This is a genomic window from Halomonas korlensis, assembly GCF_900116705.1.
GTDB classification, from domain to species: domain Bacteria; phylum Pseudomonadota; class Gammaproteobacteria; order Pseudomonadales; family Halomonadaceae; genus Halomonas; species Halomonas korlensis.
Window position 1 is genome coordinate 271,798 of the sequence record NZ_FPBP01000003.1, and the last position, 14,725, is coordinate 286,522.

Sequence of the window (14,725 nt, forward strand, 5' to 3'; positions counted from 1 at the left end):
GCCATGTTCCGCGTTACCCGCTATATCAAGTCGCTGATCGAGCCGGGTCCCATCCCACCGGCTCGCAAGCCGCCAGGCCCGGTAGTGATCTGGAACCTGATCCGCCGCTGCAACCTGACCTGCAAGCACTGTTACACCACCTCGGCCGATATTGACTTCGCCGGCGAGCTTTCGACCGCCGAGGCCCACGCGGTGCTTAACGACCTGCACGCCTTCCGGGTGCCGGCGCTGATCCTCTCCGGGGGCGAGCCATTGATGCGCCCCGACATCTTCGAGTTGTCGCGTCGCTCCCGGGAGCTGGGGATCTACACCGGGCTTTCCACCAACGGCACGTTGATCACCGAGGAGAATATCGACGCCATCGCCGAGGTCGGCTACGACTACGTGGGCATCAGCATCGATGGCCTGGAGGCGACCCATGACGTTATCCGCCAGCGGAAGGGGGCCTTCCGCGAGTCCATGCACGCGGTCAAGCTGTGCAAGGCGCGCGGCATCAAGGTGGGACTGCGCTTTACCCTGACCCGCGAGAATTACGAGCAGCTTGGCGATATCCTGGCGCTGATCGACGAGCACGACGTCGACAAGTTCTACCTCTCGCACCTCAACTACGGCGGCCGCGGCCGACGCCACAGCAAGCAGGACGCCTGGTACCGCATGACCCGCGACGCCATGACGCAGTTGTTCGACCACTGTCGCGAAGAGCTGTCACGCGGCGTGGAGCGCGAGTACGTCACCGGCAATAACGACGCCGACGGTCCCTTCCTGTTGATGTGGGCCCGCGAGCATTTCCCCGAGCAGGCCGGAGCGCTCGAGCAGCGGCTGCTCAACTGGGGCGGCAACGCTTCCGGCGAGCATATCGCCAACATCGACAACCTGGGCAACGTCCACCCCGATACCTTCTGGTGGGACCACGACCTGGGCAGCGTTCGCGACCGGCCCTTCTCCGAGATCTGGCGTGATACGCAGGATCCGCTGATGGTCGGTTTCCGCCAACGCCCACGGCCGCTCAAGGGGCGCTGCGCCGAATGCCGTTTCCTGCCGATCTGCAACGGCAACACCCGGGTGCGGGCCTGGAAGGTCACCGGCGACCCCTGGGAGGAGGATCCCGGCTGCTATCTGACCAACCGCGAGATCGGGGTCGAGGGCGCCGGCGAGCGCCGTATCTCCGCCCCCTATGAGGCCATCCAGGCCGTCGAAATCCAGTAAGGCTTGCGAGGATTCCGCCATGCCGTCACGTCGCGTTTCCTATGATCTCGCCGAGGTGCCCCTGGCCGCCGGTGAGGTGGCCATCGTCGGTGCCGGGCCCGGCGACCCGGGCCTGCTGACCCTGCGCGCCCTGTCGCTGCTCGAGCAGGCCGACTGCCTGGTCTTTGACCGCCTGGTCTCCAGGGAGGTGCTGGCCCTGGCCAGACCCAAGGCCCGGCGGTTCTACGTGGGCAAGGCGTCACGCTGCCATGCCTTGACCCAGGACGAGACCAATGCCCTGCTGGTGCGCCTGGCCGAGGAAGGCCGGCGGGTGGTGCGGCTCAAGGGCGGCGACCCCTACATCTTCGGCCGCGGCGGCGAAGAGGCCCAGGCGCTGATCGAACATGGCGTGGACTTTCGCGTGGTGCCGGGCATCACCTCCGCCCAGGGCTGTGCCGCCTATGGCGGTTTCCCGCTCACCCATCGCGACTATGCCCAGAGCGTTACCTTCGTCACCGGTCACTGCAAGGGTGATGGCGACCTGGCCCTCAACTGGGCCGCGCTGGCGAGCCCGAACCAGACCACGGTGTTCTACATGGGGTTGGCCAACGCCGAGATGATCAGCCGGCAGCTGCAGGACCACGGCCTGTCGGCCGGCCACCCGGTGGCTCTGGTCGAGCGGGGCACCACGCCCGAGCAGCGCCAGGTGATCACTTCTCTAGGTGATCTGGTCGAGACCATCGCCCGCGAGGGGCTCAAGCCGCCCACTCTGATCGTGGTGGGCGAGGTGGTGCGCCTGGCCGACACCTTGGCACAGCCGGCTCCGAGAGAGGCGACCTTCGTCGAGGGCGAGACCCTGGAACTGGCGCGGGAGCGGGTTGCCCTGTGAATCGTATCGTTTCCTTCCCAAGGTACCTGCAGGCATTGGCCACTGTAATGCTGATCACGGCCATGGCGCCGGCTGGTGGTGACGATACCCGGGCGCTCTACCAGACCCACTGCGCCTCCTGTCACGGTGAGAATCGCCTGGGCGGCACCGGGCCCGCGCTGCTGCCGAGTAACCTCTCGCGGCTCAAGCCGGAGGCTGCGGAGGCGGTGATTCGCGACGGGCGGCCAGCCAGCCAGATGCCGGGCTTCGAGGCTGAGCTTGAGGACGCCGAGATCGCCTCGCTGGCCGGGTGGATCTATCGCGAGCCCGAGGTCGAGCCTGTCTGGACGAAGGAGGAGATCCTGGCCAGTCAGGTCGTAAGACATCCGGCGGGTAGCCTGCCCAACGTGCCGCGCTTCGACGCTGATCCGCTCAACCTGTTCATCGTGGTCGAGACCGGTGATCATCACGCCACCCTGCTCGACGGCGACAGCTTCGAGCCGATCCATCGCTTCGAGACCCGCTACGCCCTGCATGGCGGACCCAAGTACACGCCTGACGGGCGCCATGTGTTCTTCGGTTCCCGGGACGGCTGGATCACCAAGTACGACATCTACAACATGGAGGTGGTGGCCGAGGTGCGCGCCGGCATCAATATGCGCAACATCGCCGTCTCCGGCGATGGCCGCTATGTGATGGCCGCCAATTACCTGCCTCACAGCCTGGTGCTGTTCGATGCCCACAACCTCGATCTGATGAAGGTCTACCCGGCGGTGGGCAAGGGCGGCGAGAGCTCGCGGGTCAGTGCCGTCTATGCCGCACCGCCGCGGGGCAGCTTCATCGCCGCCCTCAAGGATATCGAGGAGGTATGGGAAATTCCCTGGCCGCTGCCCACCGAGCCGGTGGTCTCCACCGGCCATATGGCGACGCCCATTGCGCCCACACGCAGCCACGATACCCCTAACTTCCAGGTGCGCCGCATCCCGGTGCCAGACTACCTCGACGACTTCTTCTTCGACCTCGACTACGAGCACGTCATCGGCGCTTCCCGAGGTGGGGAGAGTGACGGCCAGGGCGGCATGGTGATCAATCTGGACAGCGGTGAGAAGGTCGCTGACCTGCCCCTGGAGGGGATGCCTCATCTCGGCTCGGGCATCACCTGGGAGTACGAGGGGCGCCGCGTCATGGCGACCCCCCACCTGACTCGGGCGGCGGTGTCGATCATCGACATGACCGACTGGACGGTAATCAAGACGCTGGAGACCGACGGTCCCGGCTTCTTCATGCGCAGCCACGCCAACTCGCCCTACGTCTGGGCGGACGTGTTCTTTGGGCCCAATCGCGACCGTGTCCACGTGATCGACAAGGCCAGCCTCGAGATCGTCGAGACGCTGATTCCCGAGCCCGGCAAGACCGCTGCCCATGTCGAGTTCGACCGCTACGGCGAGAAGCTGCTGCTCAGTCTCTGGGAAGATGACGGCGCCGTGATCGTCTATGACGCCGAGACCCTGGAGGAGGAGAAGCGCATCCCCATGAGCAAGCCGTCGGGCAAGTACAACGTCTGGAACAAGACGCGCTATGAGGAGGGTACCAGTCACTAGCACGAGGGCCGTCACGCAAGCTGGCGGCCCAGATGACGGCAGGGAAAAGTTCCTGCGCGAGAATCCACCCAGCTCACATTTATCTGACTTACCTAATAAGTAAGGGAGAGAAGCCCTTGCCTCGGTATCGTTTCTGTAATAATTGTTTTCTATAAGATACGCAATATACCAATGAATTAACATAATAGGCGCAAACAGTGACGCAAGACTATGCTGAACATCCGAGGAGTGTCGGCCAGGTCATTTATTTCCGCTATCGGCGTAAAAGTCACTTATAAAGCATAAGTTGTTAAAGAAAGACTTTATTAATAGCTCAGCTGGAATATGAGGCGCTCCCACTGCCTGGCGAGGGTCAGAGACGGACATCAGCCTGCCTCTGACATGGCAATAACCATGTGTTGGCGGGAGGGGGAGATGAACGGCTTCGATCTGGTTGCACATATCGGGATGCCAAAGACGGCAACAAGTTCGCTTCAAGACTACTTGTCGAGCAGGCAGGGCTATATCGGACGTGGGAGTAGACACTACCAGCATACGAAGGAGCTGCTGCGCATCTTCTACCGTTACGCTAGGGGGAAGAGTGTAGATCATGAACTCCACCGATGGATTGAAGGGATCAAGACATGGCGGGAGCGTGAGGGTGTTGTTGGTCCGGTATTGATCAGCGAGGAGTTTTTCTTCGGGGGCGAGTTCAATCACAATCCGGAGTTTCCTTTACTGGCGAGGAGTTGGAAGAGCAGGGGCGACTCGGCTCTATCCATTGCCCGCTTCCTGGCCAAGCTGCAGGCCTCCAGAGCCTTGGGTATCGACAGGGTGGAGTGCATCCTGACCATCAGGAGTCAGCCCGAGTGGCTGGGATCGAAGTATGCCCAGGACTCTGCCAAGATGATCAGCCCGTCTCAGCAGGACTTCGAGAAGCGACTTGGTACGTTCTTTCTGTTGGAAGACCCGTCCTGGTGCGACTGGAGTCGCTGGGTCAAAGACCTCGACAATGGAGTCGGCAAGCAACACGTACATGTGCTGTGCATGGAAGAGATAGAAGGTGGGGAGTTCTGGCGAAGAATCGACACCCTGTGTGGTATCGAATCGCAGGGGGCGGAAGAAGGAGGCGGCGTCCTGGCGCTTTGCAATCCCCACCTGAACAAGAGGCGAGGGCAGGACGGGGAGTGGTTACTCAGTGATTTCAAGCCGGGGGCCTGCCTGGCCAAGATGCTGCGCTGGCCGGCCGGGTCTCGAAGGCAAAAGGCCATGGTGCGGGTCGGAAATGCGACACGACGTCTTGGTGCAAAAAAGCTTTACCGCCGCGGGGAAAGGATTTTCCTGTCGGATGCCTTGATAAACCAAGTGAGTGATATCTGCGGACCCGGCAATGATTGGCTGTCTGGTCGCCTGGGTAAATCGTTGTCGGCACTTCATTACCCGGTACCCGATGATCGTGACCTTTCTTCAATAAGTGGAGGAGGTCAAGGAAGAGGACCCAGTCCCCACTCTGCCGGGACATCCGAGGTCTCGAGGCCCTCGAAGCGGTCGGTCACGTAGGTGCTGTGACACGCTACACAGGATTCGGTCATGCGACCGAAGAGTTCCACCTGTCGGGGCGTGTCTTCCGTACGACCAGCCTCGGCCAGTGATGCCGAGAGCTCATGCAGGTACGCATCCATCTGCAGGAACTCCGCTGGCACGGCGGCCTTCAAATCCTGACGATCTTCATCGGTCATGGACTGATCCAGGATGAAGCTGTCATGAATCGACTGCCCTTTCTCGGCGACCGTGGTGTGTCGCCCCTGCACGATGGCGCTAAAGACCTCCTGCATTGCCAGCTCGATCTGAATCATTTCCTCCATCAGCAAGCCCTGAAGCTTGGGCGTCAACCCAGGCCTGACAGGCTCCGCGGCCAGGCTGACAGCACTGACACCCAGCGCTACCAGCGTGCCGAGGGTAATGACAGCACGTCGGCCACGACCGCAATGGGTAGGTGCTGAACGTATCAAAATCGTATACAACATGACTGAGCTCCCTTATGGGTTCGTGTTCAAGGCTTAGGCTTGGCCAGCGCAGTTGCCACCCCGTGTGGCCGCCTTGATACAGGTTAGTCCAGATAGTCGCGCCTGCAGCCGGTAGTCGGGGAGTTCGTTGTCGGCCGCGATGGTCCGCTGGCGGCCATTTCTGCCAGGCAGGCGGCCCGGCCGGTCTGCTCCAGGCGACGCTGCTATCGCGGAGAAGCTGAGCACTATTCAATCACCGGTATTTTTGGAGAAGCGACATGGCTTTTCGACAGGTAAAGGATCTACTCGAATGGATTCACGATTTTCATGCTCGTCTGTCCGATCAGTACACGACCCTGGCGGACCAGCAGCCGGACGAGCGCATGAAAATGGCACTCGTGTTCCTGGCCGATCGCGAGCGGCGCATGCGCGACGCAATGGCCCGCTATCTCGAGGATGCCGAGGAAGGATTGCTCACCACCTGGTTAATCGACCACCAGAATTTCGCGCATCCAAGCTTGCTGGAGCGCGTGCCCCTTTGTGCGGGTTGTCACGATGTGCACGATATCCTGGCCAACGTCATGACCGCTCATCAACTTCTCAAGGACATGTACCTGCTGCGCGCCGAGTTGGCTGAGATGCCAGAGGAAGCGGAGCTCTTTCAGCAGTTAGCGACGCATCAGGATGCAGAAGCGCGCTTGCAGAGCCGAGATATCGCCCGGCTCGAGATCTACTGACTCACTGATGACGAGGCGGGGGTGTCGTCGGTCGAGCATGAAGGCCGTGACATAAGAAGTATTCTTGATACTTGTCATGGAAGGAGTGACGAGAGTGGCGCACAATAGCCATAACCATATCCTAGTGTTCCCGTCGGGTATAACGTCATGCCATCATCCTCTTCCTCGTTTGTTCGCTTCTCCACGCTGACGCGCCTGCCAGTGGCACGGCTGGCTTTCCGGCCTTTCTTCCTGTTAGCCGCGCTGTTCAGTGTGCTTTCCATGGGGGTGTGGTTCGCCTTCTGGCACGGCCTCATCCTGCTGCGTCCCTACGGTGGCCTGATGTTCTGGCACCAGCACGAGATGCTGTTCGGCTTCGCTGCCGCCGTGGTGGCGGGGTTTGTGCTCACTGCGGTGCAGAACTGGACCGGGCTGCCCAGCCTCAAGGGAGGGCCGCTACTGGCTCTGGTCGGGCTCTGGTTGGCGGGGCGCTTGCTGATGGCCTTTCCCCTGGGCCTGCCGACCTGGCTACTGGTGTTGGTCGATCTAGCCTTCTTGCCAGTGGTGGCGGGTGTCATGGCCATGCTGGTGATCGAGGCGAAGCGCTGGCGCAACTTGATCTTCCTGCCGGCGCTGGGGCTGCTGGCCATCGCCAATCTGGTCATGCACCTGGGGGTATCGAGTGGCGACGCCGAGTTGATCCGTCAGGCTGCCTACCTGGCAGTGTTGCTGATCGCCCTGCTGATGGTGGTGGTAGGCGGTCGGGTGATCGCCATGTTCACCGCCAATCGCCTGGGGCGGCCACGCAAGGCGCCGATCCCGGTGCTTGAATACACAAGCCTTGGCAGCGTCATGCTGGTGGTGCTGGGCCAGCTGCTGGTGATGTTCGGCGTGTCGCTGCCAGGCGCCTTGCTGGCGGCCCTGATGGGCCTGGCCGCCGTGGCCAATACCGTGCGCTTGTCGCGCTGGGGGGGTCTTTACAGCTGGCGCGAGCCGCTGCTCTGGGGGCTGCACTTGAGCTATGCCTTCATCCCTGTGGGCCTGGCCATGTGGGCCTTGGCAATGCTGGGCTTGCTCGGGGTCGAACTGGCGGTGCATGCCCTGACGATCGGGGGCATGAGCACCATGATGCTGGCGATGATGGCGCGGGTCTCGCTTGGCCATACCGGACGTGCGATCCGCACCTTGCCGGGCATCGGCGTAGCACTCGGGCTGGTACTGGTATCGGCATTGCTGCGTGCTCCGCTACTCGCGCTGTTCCCGCAGCTGACTCACTGGACGTACAGCCTGAGCATCATCCTCTGGAGCCTGGCGTATCTGACTTTCCTGTTTCACTATACCGGGACATTATTGAGCCCACGCCCCGACGGGCAGGATGGGTAATCGGGCGCTTCACGGCAGCTGTGGGCCAAGCGCCAGAAGCTTCAAGCTACGTTTCTACCCGACGTTCGATGCCAAGGAGAGGGAGTTGCTGGAACATTACCCGCTGATCAAGCACCTGCATATCACTGCCGCCACCCTGAGCATTCTCTTCTTCATGCTGCGGGCCTGGTGGTCGGTGCGTGAAGTGCCGATGTTGCAGCGGCGCTGGGTGAAGATCACGCCACATCTGATTGACACTATACTGCTGGCGCTGGGCGTGGTGCTGATGGTGATGCTCTCAGCCTGGCCCCACCAGCATCCATGGCTGGCCGCCAAGCTGATTGCCCTGCTGGTCTATATTGCCTTGGGTACCTTGGCGATCAAGCGTGGCCGTACGCCAATGGTGAGAGCCATTACTGCCCTGGCCGCGGTAGTTACCTTTGTCTACATGCTGGGCACGGCGATCCGCCACAGCCCGCTGTCCTGGATGGCTTAAGCTATGTGGCATGACGCATCAGCGTTGACCTTGAGAGGCCGCTCTGAGTTTCACGGTGCGACCCTCTGTCCACTCCGACTTGATCTTCGTCAAGACAAGAGCAGTGAGAGTTCTGCTAGCATAAAGAAGCATTACATATACATCTTACTAATAAGGTTTTTCGGCGCCGGCCGGAAATCAGAAAAGACGAGCAAGGGGGGGATGGCTCATGGCTGATGGTCTCAACAAGTCGGCGGCCCGCAATATTTTCTATGGCGGGTCGCTATTCTTCTTTCTGCTGTTCGCCGCACTGACGGCCCACAGCCACTGGTACATGGTCAATGTCTCCACCGACAAGGAGGGGCTCACCGAGTCGGTCGTGGATGGCAAGCACGTCTGGGAAAGGAACATGTGCATCAACTGCCACAGCATCATGGGCGAGGGCGCCTACTTCGCCCCCGAGCTGGGCAATGTCTGGGAACGCTACGGTGGCCACACGAGTCCCGATGCCGCACGCGCCGGTCTCGAGGCCTGGATTCGTGCCCAGCCGCTGGGGGCCGAGGGGCGCCGCCAGATGCCTGCCTACGATCTCAGCGACTACGACATGCAAGCGCTGATCGACTTCCTGGAGTGGACCGACGGTATCGACGACCAGGACTGGCCACCGCATCCCGCCGGTTGAGCCGCCTGAATGCCGGATGGCCGGACCGCCGGGTCGCCGGGCCGCGGATAAATCAAGGAGAACGACAACGATGAAATACGAAACCCAGAAGGTGGCGCTGCCATTCTTCATGCTGGTGATGGCGCTGTTCACGCTGCAGGTCGTCTTCGGGCTGCTGGCCGCCACCGTCTACGTCTGGCCTAACTTCATGGCCGAGATCATGCCTTTCCACATCATGCGCGTCAGCCATACCAACCTGCTGATCGTCTGGCTGCTGCTCGGCTTCATGGGCGCCACCTACTATTTGATGCCGGAAGAGGCCGAGCGCGAGATCCACAGTCCCGCTATCGCCTATATTCAGCTGGCGATCTTCGCCTTCGCCGGCGTCGCGGCGCTGGTTGGCTACCAGTTCGGTATCCACGAGGGACGCGAGTTTCTGGAACAGCCGTTCTGGGTGAAGGTGTTGATTACCATCTCCTTCCTGATGTTCCTGTTCAATACCAGCATGACCCTGCTCAAGGGTCGCAAGACCGCCATCAACCTGGTGCTGATGCTGGGCCTGTGGCTGGCCGCGGTATTCTGGCTGTTCGCCTTCTACAACCCCTCCAACCTGGCGGTGGATAAGCTCTACTGGTGGTGGGTCGTGCACCTCTGGGTCGAGGGGGTCTGGGAGCTGATCATGGCCTCGCTGCTCGCCTATCTGCTGATCAAGATGACCGGTGTCGACCGCGAGGTGATCGAGAAGTGGCTCTACGTCATCGTCGGCCTGGCGCTGTTCTCGGGCCTGCTGGGCACCGGCCATCACTACTACTGGATCGGCGCGCCGGGCTATTGGCAGCCCATCGGCAGCATCTTCTCCACTCTGGAAGTGATCCCCTTCTTCGCCATGGTGGTGTTCGCCTTCACCATGTTCTGGAAGGGTAGCCGTAATCACCCCAACAAGGCCGCCATGCTGTGGTCCCTGGGTTCCCCGACCGTGGCCTTCTTCGGCGCCGGCGTGTGGGGCTTCATGCACACCCTGCACTGGGTCAACTACTACAGCCATGGCACCCAGGTCACCGCCGCTCATGGCCACCTGGCCTTCTATGGGGCCTACGTGATGCTGCTCCTCGGCATCATCACCTTCGCCATGCCTGCGCTGCGCCGCGTCCAGCCCTACAATCAGGTGCTGAACATGTGGGGCTTCTGGATCATGACCAGTGCCATGTGCTTCATGACCTTTACGCTGACCTTCGCCGGCGTCGTCCAGACCCACCTGCAGCGCGTGCTGGGCATGAACTTCATGGAAGTGCAGAGCCAGCTCGGTCTCTTCTATGCGATGCGCCTGGGCGCCGGTATCGCGGTGGCGGTGGGAGCGGTGATGCTGCTCTATGCCTTCTTCGGCCCGGCCCGGGAGCAGGTGCCGGCCGGTGGTACCCAATTGACCGCAGGCCCCGAGCGCGCCTGACCACCCGAGGGCCCCGATCGGGGCTCTCTTCCGTTCACCTTGACGAGAGTGACATTCATGCCCCTTTCCTCTGTGGCCGCCAACGCCAGCGAGCAAGAAATTCCCTATTATCAGAGTGTCGGCAACGAGTGCGCCATGTTCGAGCAGGCGTTCCAGCAGCGCTTGCCGCTACTGCTCAAGGGGCCGACCGGCTGCGGCAAGACCCGTTTCGTCAGCCATATGGCGGCGAAGCTCGGCAAGCCGCTGTTCACCGTTTCCTGCCATGATGACCTGACCGCCGCCGACCTCACCGGGCGCTACCTGCTGCAGGGCGGCGAGACCCGCTGGGTCGACGGCCCCCTGACCCGCGCCGTGCGCGAGGGCGGTATCTGCTACCTCGACGAGGTGGTAGAGGCACGCAAGGACGTCACTGTGGTGATGCACCCGCTCACCGACGACCGACGGCTGCTGCCGCTGGAGCGCACCGGTGAGCTGCTCGAGGCGCCCGACGATTTCATGTTGGTGGTCTCCTATAACCCCGGCTACCAGCACATCCTCAAGTCCCTGAAGCCCAGCACTCGCCAGCGCTTCGTGGCGATGTCCTTCGATTTCCCGCCCCCCAAGGTGGAACGCGACATCGTGGCCCGCGAGAGCGGCCTGCCGGCCGACCAGTGTGCCGCCCTGGTCAACCTGGCGGCCAGCCTGCGCGACATGAAGGGCCAGGACCTGGAGGAAGGCGTCTCCACCCGCCTGTTGGTCTACTGCGCGACCCTGGTCCAGGCCGGCATGCCGATGCTGGAAGCCGCTCGCGCGACGCTGGTAGAACCGCTCTCCGACGACGCGGATGTCCAGGAAGGACTCATGGAAGCCATTCGCGCCACCTTCGGCTGAGGTATTACCCATGTCCATGCTCGATTTCCTCGAGGTCGAGGAGCTCGTCGGTCACCACTGGCACCGCTGGGCCTCCGGCGCGGCGAGCTATCCAGACCACCCCGAGGCGGCGGTGAGCCTCGAGAGCCTACGGCCGATGCTCGGCGTTTTCTTCCGCGCCGGCGGCGGCGAGGCGGGGGTCGAAGTGGCTGCCATCGCTCGGCGCGGTTCCGCGCACCGGCTGAGCCTGCGCCAGCGCCTGGGGCTCGACGAGGAGGACCTCGACCAGGCCCGCCGCGACGAGGAGCACCTGCTGCTGCCGCCGCGCCTGGCGCTGTTTCCCGAGGCTGCCCTCAACCGTGATCTCTATCTCTGGCTCACCGCTTTCCTGGCCGAGGCCCGGCCGGTAGCGCACCCCATGGACCCGCTGCAGGCCGATCTTCAGCGCCTGCGCGAGGCGCGTCGCACCGTGCGGGCGGCCCTGGCCCGCTTTCCCGGGCTGACCGATCGTTACGTGCGCCTGTGCGGTGAGCTGCTGGCGATCCGCCCGCGGCGTAAACGGCTGCCGCCCATGGAGGCGGCCCTGGAAACGGCCCTGTGCGCCGAGTTGGGCGCCCCCGATCCTGCCGAGGGTTGGGGCCAGGCCATGCAGCGGGCCATCCGCGAGGAAACCTTCTCCCTGGACGACTTCCGCGCGCCACGCGGCTACCGCCCACCGCTGCCGGTACCGTTGTGGGGCCAGGCCGTGACCCTGGGGACCCGCGACGGGGCCCGCGAGGAGACGGTAGATGACGAGGAACTGGCTGGCGCCGGGGCCTCCCCCGAGGACGACCAGGGCAAGCGCAAGGCCGACCGGCGCGAGCAGGACCAGGCCGACCGGGACGATCCACTGATGCTCAACAACATGGAGAAGATGCTCTCCTGGGGCGAGATGGTGAACCTCAATCGCCATGTGGAGGACGAGGAAGAGGAGGACGCCAAGAAGGTCGCCGACCAGATCGATGAGATCGTGCTGACGCCCAACCGCCAGAAGGCGGCTTCCCGGCTCAAGCTGGACCTAGACCTGGCTCCGGACGAGGCCACCGGCGGCCGGTTGAAGGGGCGCCATACCTACCCCGAGTGGAACCATCGCAAGCAGGCCTACCTGCCCGACCACTGCGTGGTGCTAAGCGATGTGCAGAGCGAAGAGGGGGAGCACTGGGCGCCCGACGAAGTGACACGCCGACGCATCCGCCGGGTGCGCCGCGAGTTCGAGGCCCTGCGCCCGCGTCGCGAGATCCTGCGTGGCCAGATGGATGGCGGGGAACTCGACATGGACGCGGTGATCCGCTCCCACTGCGACCTGGCCGCCACCGGCGAGTCCAGCGATCGGCTCTATCTGGCCAGCCGCACCCAGGCCCGCGACCTGGCGGTCTCGATCCTGGTGGACGTGTCGCTCTCCACCGAGGCGTGGCTGGAGGATCGCCGGGTGCTGGACGTCGCCAAGGAGGCGCTGTTGGTGCTGGGCCATGGCCTGGCCGGCTGCGGCGACGACTATTCGATCCACAGCTTCACCTCCCAGCGCCGTCACAAGGTATGGGTCAATACTCTGAAAGACTTCGACGAACCCATGGGCGACCGGGTCTCGCGGCGCATCGCCGCGCTCAAGCCGGGCAGCTACACTCGCATGGGCCCGGCGATCCGCCACCTCACCGGGCAACTCGCCGAGCGACCCAATCGCCACCGGCTATTGTTGCTGCTCACCGATGGCAAGCCCAACGACAACGACTACTACGAGGGACGCTACGGTATCGAGGACACCCGCAAGGCGGTGCTCGAAGCACGTCGCCAGGAAGTCAAAGTGTTCGGAGTGACCATCGACCGCGAGGCGGGGCGCTATATCCCCTACCTGTTTGGCCGTGGCGGCTATGCCATCGTGCAGCGCCCCGAACACCTCTCTCTGGCGTTACCGGGCATCTATCGCCAGATCATCGCCAGTTGAGCCATCGACCATCGAGGAGGTATTGCACCATGTCCCCCCGTTCACGACTCCTGCTGGCCATGATGGCCTGGTGCCTGGCCGCCGTGGCGGTGATGCTGCCGCTGGTATGGTTGATCAACAACCGCGACTGGGGCGTGGCGCTGATGCTGCTGGTGCCCTTTGTGGTCTACGGGCTGCTGCGCCTGGGAAGGATCCTGGAAGGCTGGGCACGGGCAACGCCGCCGCCATCGGGACAGTGAGGCATCAGGCCTGTCTCAGCTCAGCCGCGCCGCCAGGTAACCGCCGGCGATCAGCGTCAGGGTCAGCAGCACCAACCCCATAAACGCGCCCTTCCAGGCCGGTGTGGCGGCGCGCAGGTTGAGATAGACCATCAGCAGCCGTTGGGCCTTGAAACCGGTGGCGGCGATCACCAGACCCGCCGACCACAGCGGCAGCGCTTGCCAGTTGTCCTGGTCGAGGCGCGCCGAGACCATCGAAAGCACCGTCAGAGCCATCAGCAGGGCCCAGGTGGTCAGCAGACGGCGGGTACCGGGCAGCGTCGTCATGGCATCTCCGATTCAGCGCAACAGATAGAGCAGCGGATAAAGCAGGATCCAGATAAGGTCGACCATGTGCCAGAAGGCGGCGGCGGTTTCCACGTTCTCGATGGAAGTGCGCCAGGTCACTAGGGCCAGCAGCGCCAGGCCGAACAGCACATGGGCGAAGTGAAAGGCGGTGAGCCCATAGTAGAAGCCAAAAAAGGTGTTGGTCTCTGGGATGATGCCGGCTTCGAACTTGCCGGCATACTCGATCCCCTTGATCACGCCGAACAGCACGCCCAGCGCCATGGACACCCCCAGCCACTGGCGGGCACGGCGGATGCGCTCGGCGCTCACGGCTTCCACAGCGAGCGCCACGCAGAGCCCGCTGGTCAGCAGCACCAGGGTGTTGAGCCCGCCCATCAGCGGGTCCAGCTCGCGCTGTGAGGCGTCGAAGAGCGCCGTCGCTGACATCCGTTCTGCGGCGTACAGGGCAAAGAAGGCGCTGAAGACCAGCATTTCGCTGAGGATCAGCACCCACATCAGCGGATTGCCGGGCAGCGCCGAGAGTGGCCCCCAGCCGGGGTTGGGCAGCTCGCGTGTCGTCATTCGTCAGCCAGGGTCACCCGGACACCACCAAAGGCCAGGCTGCGCGGATTGTCTATCGGCTGGTTGGAGGTCAGTCGGTTGATGCCCACTCCGCAGCGACCCACCATCCAGATCAGGCACGCGGTGAAGTAGATATAGCCCAGCGCCCAGGGCGCCATGGGCGGCACACCTACCAGGCCCAGCAGCTGCCAGATGGCGACGAAGAGCCCTCCACCCAGCAGGCCCAGCCAGAAGGTGCGTATCTGAAACTGCAGGTGGCTCTGCACCCAGGGCTCCGCGTGGCGACGCTTGAGGTGGGCGATCAGCACGCCGACGGGGGCGGTGACCACGGCGAGCACGCTGCCCAGGAAGAGCATGTAGACGACGATGGCCGCGCCGCGACCGCGGGCGGTCTTGTCGAGGTTATCGGGAAGTTCGTGGACCAAAGTGTTGGACATGGAGGTCACCTCGCATCCGTCAGTCGGTTGG

Annotated in this window: 16 protein-coding genes; 12 read left to right on the plus strand and 4 right to left on the minus strand. The window is 63.2% G+C overall.

Features of this window, described 5'->3' with window-relative positions:
- Positions 1 to 3: 3 nt before the first annotated feature.
- The 4 genes from nirJ (at position 4) to BM341_RS06030 (ending at position 5,193) form a co-directional block, all read left to right on the plus strand.
- The gene (gene nirJ, locus BM341_RS06015; protein ID WP_089793926.1) at positions 4 to 1,206 is read left to right on the plus strand and encodes a heme d1 biosynthesis radical SAM protein NirJ; all 1,203 of its coding nucleotides are present in this window, start codon (positions 4 to 6) and stop codon (positions 1,204 to 1,206) included.
- A gap of 19 nt (positions 1,207 to 1,225) precedes the next feature.
- Complete coding sequence (cobA, locus tag BM341_RS06020) at positions 1,226 to 2,074, plus strand: uroporphyrinogen-III C-methyltransferase (RefSeq protein ID WP_089793928.1); 849 nt, start codon at positions 1,226 to 1,228, stop codon at positions 2,072 to 2,074.
- On the plus strand, positions 2,071 to 3,654 hold the full coding sequence (locus BM341_RS06025; protein ID WP_281246483.1) for a nitrite reductase: 1,584 nt from the start codon (positions 2,071 to 2,073) through the stop codon (positions 3,652 to 3,654). The genes cobA and BM341_RS06025 overlap by 4 nt, the downstream gene beginning before the upstream one ends.
- Positions 3,655 to 4,068: 414 nt before the next feature.
- Positions 4,069 to 5,193: a valine--tRNA ligase gene (locus tag BM341_RS06030; RefSeq protein ID WP_089793931.1), complete on the plus strand. Its 1,125-nt coding sequence runs from the start codon at positions 4,069 to 4,071 to the stop codon at positions 5,191 to 5,193.
- On the opposite strand, the gene BM341_RS18945 is transcribed toward BM341_RS06030, so the two are convergent.
- Positions 5,118 to 5,660 carry a cytochrome c gene (locus BM341_RS18945; protein WP_139232981.1) on the minus strand — a complete coding sequence of 181 codons (543 nt, stop codon included), beginning with the start codon at positions 5,658 to 5,660 and terminating at the stop codon, positions 5,118 to 5,120. The two genes, BM341_RS06030 and BM341_RS18945, sit on opposite strands and share 76 nt — an antisense overlap.
- A 257-nt stretch (positions 5,661 to 5,917) precedes the next feature.
- On the opposite strand from BM341_RS18945, the gene BM341_RS06040 reads away from it, so the two are divergent.
- The 8 genes from BM341_RS06040 (at position 5,918) to BM341_RS06075 (ending at position 13,369) form a co-directional block, all read left to right on the plus strand.
- Complete coding sequence (locus tag BM341_RS06040) at positions 5,918 to 6,376, plus strand: hypothetical protein (RefSeq protein WP_089793935.1); 459 nt, start codon at positions 5,918 to 5,920, stop codon at positions 6,374 to 6,376.
- A gap of 147 nt (positions 6,377 to 6,523) precedes the next feature.
- On the plus strand, positions 6,524 to 7,738 hold the full coding sequence (locus tag BM341_RS06045; RefSeq protein WP_089793937.1) for an NnrS family protein: 1,215 nt from the start codon (positions 6,524 to 6,526) through the stop codon (positions 7,736 to 7,738).
- Positions 7,739 to 7,826: 88 nt separating this feature from the next.
- Positions 7,827 to 8,213 (plus strand): SirB2 family protein, encoded by a 387-nt coding sequence (locus BM341_RS06050; RefSeq protein WP_089794208.1) that lies wholly within the window; start codon positions 7,827 to 7,829, stop codon positions 8,211 to 8,213.
- A gap of 208 nt (positions 8,214 to 8,421) precedes the next feature.
- Positions 8,422 to 8,874: a c-type cytochrome gene (locus BM341_RS06055; protein ID WP_089793939.1), complete on the plus strand. Its 453-nt coding sequence runs from the start codon at positions 8,422 to 8,424 to the stop codon at positions 8,872 to 8,874.
- 70 nt (positions 8,875 to 8,944) lie between these two features.
- Positions 8,945 to 10,300, plus strand: a complete 1,356-nt coding sequence (locus BM341_RS06060; protein WP_089793941.1) for a cbb3-type cytochrome c oxidase subunit I — start codon at positions 8,945 to 8,947, stop codon at positions 10,298 to 10,300.
- A 57-nt stretch (positions 10,301 to 10,357) separates the two neighbouring features.
- Positions 10,358 to 11,170, plus strand: a complete 813-nt coding sequence (locus BM341_RS06065; RefSeq protein ID WP_089793943.1) for a CbbQ/NirQ/NorQ/GpvN family protein — start codon at positions 10,358 to 10,360, stop codon at positions 11,168 to 11,170.
- Between the two features lie 10 nt (positions 11,171 to 11,180).
- Entirely contained in the window at positions 11,181 to 13,130 is a 1,950-nt protein-coding gene (locus BM341_RS06070; RefSeq protein WP_245784183.1) for a nitric oxide reductase activation protein NorD, read from the plus strand.
- A gap of 29 nt (positions 13,131 to 13,159) precedes the next feature.
- On the plus strand, positions 13,160 to 13,369 hold the full coding sequence (locus BM341_RS06075) for a hypothetical protein (protein WP_089793945.1): 210 nt from the start codon (positions 13,160 to 13,162) through the stop codon (positions 13,367 to 13,369).
- Positions 13,370 to 13,384: 15 nt separating this feature from the next.
- Here the strand turns inward: BM341_RS06075 and BM341_RS06080 are convergent, their stop codons facing one another.
- The 3 genes from BM341_RS06080 to BM341_RS06090 are packed head-to-tail and all read right to left on the minus strand — an operon-like array spanning position 13,385 to position 14,694.
- Positions 13,385 to 13,675, minus strand: a complete 291-nt coding sequence (locus BM341_RS06080; protein WP_089793947.1) for a cytochrome C oxidase subunit IV family protein — start codon at positions 13,673 to 13,675, stop codon at positions 13,385 to 13,387.
- Positions 13,676 to 13,687: 12 nt separating this feature from the next.
- Positions 13,688 to 14,257, minus strand: coding sequence for a cytochrome c oxidase subunit 3 family protein (locus tag BM341_RS06085; RefSeq protein ID WP_089793949.1), 570 nt, complete (start codon positions 14,255 to 14,257; stop codon positions 13,688 to 13,690).
- The gene (locus BM341_RS06090) at positions 14,254 to 14,694 is read right to left on the minus strand and encodes a DUF4870 family protein (RefSeq protein ID WP_089793951.1); all 441 of its coding nucleotides are present in this window, start codon (positions 14,692 to 14,694) and stop codon (positions 14,254 to 14,256) included. Before BM341_RS06090 ends, BM341_RS06085 begins: the two co-directional genes overlap by 4 nt.
- Positions 14,695 to 14,725: the final 31 nt, after the last annotated feature.

Bases quoted from the DNA above. Each gene is read 5' to 3' on its own strand.
- nirJ (WP_089793926.1), top strand. From the start codon at position 4: ATGTTCCGCGTTACCCGCTATATCAAGTCGCTGATCGAGCCGGGTCCC.
- cobA (WP_089793928.1), top strand. From the start codon at position 1,226: ATGCCGTCACGTCGCGTTTCCTATGATCTCGCCGAGGTGCCCCTGGCC.
- BM341_RS06030 (WP_089793931.1), top strand. From the start codon at position 4,069: ATGAACGGCTTCGATCTGGTTGCACATATCGGGATGCCAAAGACGGCA.
- BM341_RS18945 (WP_139232981.1), bottom strand. From the start codon at position 5,660: ATGTTGTATACGATTTTGATACGTTCAGCACCTACCCATTGCGGTCGT.
- BM341_RS06040 (WP_089793935.1), top strand. From the start codon at position 5,918: ATGGCTTTTCGACAGGTAAAGGATCTACTCGAATGGATTCACGATTTT.
- BM341_RS06045 (WP_089793937.1), top strand. From the start codon at position 6,524: ATGCCATCATCCTCTTCCTCGTTTGTTCGCTTCTCCACGCTGACGCGC.
- BM341_RS06055 (WP_089793939.1), top strand. From the start codon at position 8,422: ATGGCTGATGGTCTCAACAAGTCGGCGGCCCGCAATATTTTCTATGGC.
- BM341_RS06060 (WP_089793941.1), top strand. From the start codon at position 8,945: ATGAAATACGAAACCCAGAAGGTGGCGCTGCCATTCTTCATGCTGGTG.
- BM341_RS06065 (WP_089793943.1), top strand. From the start codon at position 10,358: ATGCCCCTTTCCTCTGTGGCCGCCAACGCCAGCGAGCAAGAAATTCCC.
- BM341_RS06070 (WP_245784183.1), top strand. From the start codon at position 11,181: ATGTCCATGCTCGATTTCCTCGAGGTCGAGGAGCTCGTCGGTCACCAC.
- BM341_RS06075 (WP_089793945.1), top strand. From the start codon at position 13,160: ATGTCCCCCCGTTCACGACTCCTGCTGGCCATGATGGCCTGGTGCCTG.
- BM341_RS06080 (WP_089793947.1), bottom strand. From the start codon at position 13,675: ATGACGACGCTGCCCGGTACCCGCCGTCTGCTGACCACCTGGGCCCTG.
- BM341_RS06085 (WP_089793949.1), bottom strand. From the start codon at position 14,257: ATGACGACACGCGAGCTGCCCAACCCCGGCTGGGGGCCACTCTCGGCG.
- BM341_RS06090 (WP_089793951.1), bottom strand. From the start codon at position 14,694: ATGTCCAACACTTTGGTCCACGAACTTCCCGATAACCTCGACAAGACC.